The sequence below is a fragment of the Campylobacter sp. TTU-622 genome, assembly GCF_016598965.1.
Taxonomy (GTDB): Bacteria; Campylobacterota; Campylobacteria; order Campylobacterales; family Campylobacteraceae; genus Campylobacter_D.
This window is the reverse complement of record NZ_JAENKR010000177.1, coordinates 1-1,006: the sequence shown is the minus strand read 5'-3', so window position 1 is coordinate 1,006 and position 1,006 is coordinate 1. Positions and strand designations below refer to the sequence as shown.

General features: G+C 25.8%; 1 protein-coding gene and 1 pseudogene. Both read left to right on the top strand.

Translation table 11 applies throughout. The annotated features are described in order from the left end of the window. The coding region (locus JG677_RS08305) for a M48 family metallopeptidase (RefSeq protein WP_200286166.1) at window positions 1-716 on the top strand (716 nt) is incomplete at its 5' end. Then, a pseudogene (locus tag JG677_RS08300) lies at window positions 713-1,006 on the top strand (HemK/PrmC family methyltransferase); the annotation flags it as partial. The gene JG677_RS08305 and the pseudogene JG677_RS08300, both read left to right, overlap by 4 nt.

Genomic DNA, 1,006 nt, shown 5'->3' with positions numbered 1-1,006 from the left:
ATTTTGGGACTTTTTGGTGGATAGTAGCTTTTGTATTTTCTTTTATAGTTATTTTAGGTATAAATGTTATCTATCCTATTTTGATTGCACCTTTGTTTAATAAAATGCAAAAACTTAACGATGAAAATTTATTAAATAAGATTACAAATTTAATGCATAAATGCGGTTTTAGTGCTAATGGAATTTATGTAATTGATGCAAGCAAAAGAGATAAGCGTTTAAATGCTTATTTTGGAGGTCTTTTTAAAAGTAAAAGAGTTGTTTTATTTGATACGCTTTTAAAAGCTTTAAATCAAAAAGAATTATTAGCTGTTTTGGGGCACGAACTAGGGCACTTTGTGCATAAAGATATAATTAAATCTTTATTTATGAATGCTTTAGTAATGTTTGTTCTATTTTTTCTTTTTGCTAATTTACCAGATTTTGTTTATGAAGAGAGTCATTTAACAGAAATTAATGCTGGAGTATTTGTGCTTTTATTGCTTTTTGGAAATGTTTTTAGCTTTATTATCGCTCCTTTGATTAATTTATTGAGTAGAAATAATGAATTTAAAGCCGATCAATATGGTGCTAAAATGACTTCAAAAGAGGACATGAAAAGTGCTTTAATTACACTTGCAAAAGAAAATAAAGCTTTTGTAAAATCAAGCCCTATTTATACTTTTTTTCATTTAAGTCATCCAAGTATTAGTGATAGACTTAAGGCTTTAAATTGAGGATAAAGCAAGCATTAAATTTAGCCAAAGAATCCTTAAAAGATCACAAAAATGAAGCTGTTTTCATTTTATGCGAATATTTAAAAAAAGATAAAATTTGGCTTTATTTAAATGAAGAATTAGAATTTGATGAAAAACCTTATTTTGATTTGATTTCTCGTTTTAAAAAAGGAGAGCCTTTTGAATATATTTTTAAAAAGGCTTATTTTTATAATTTAGAATTTTATGTAGAAAATGGAGTATTAATCCCAAGATATGATAGCGAGATTTTACTTGTAAAGCTTATTGAC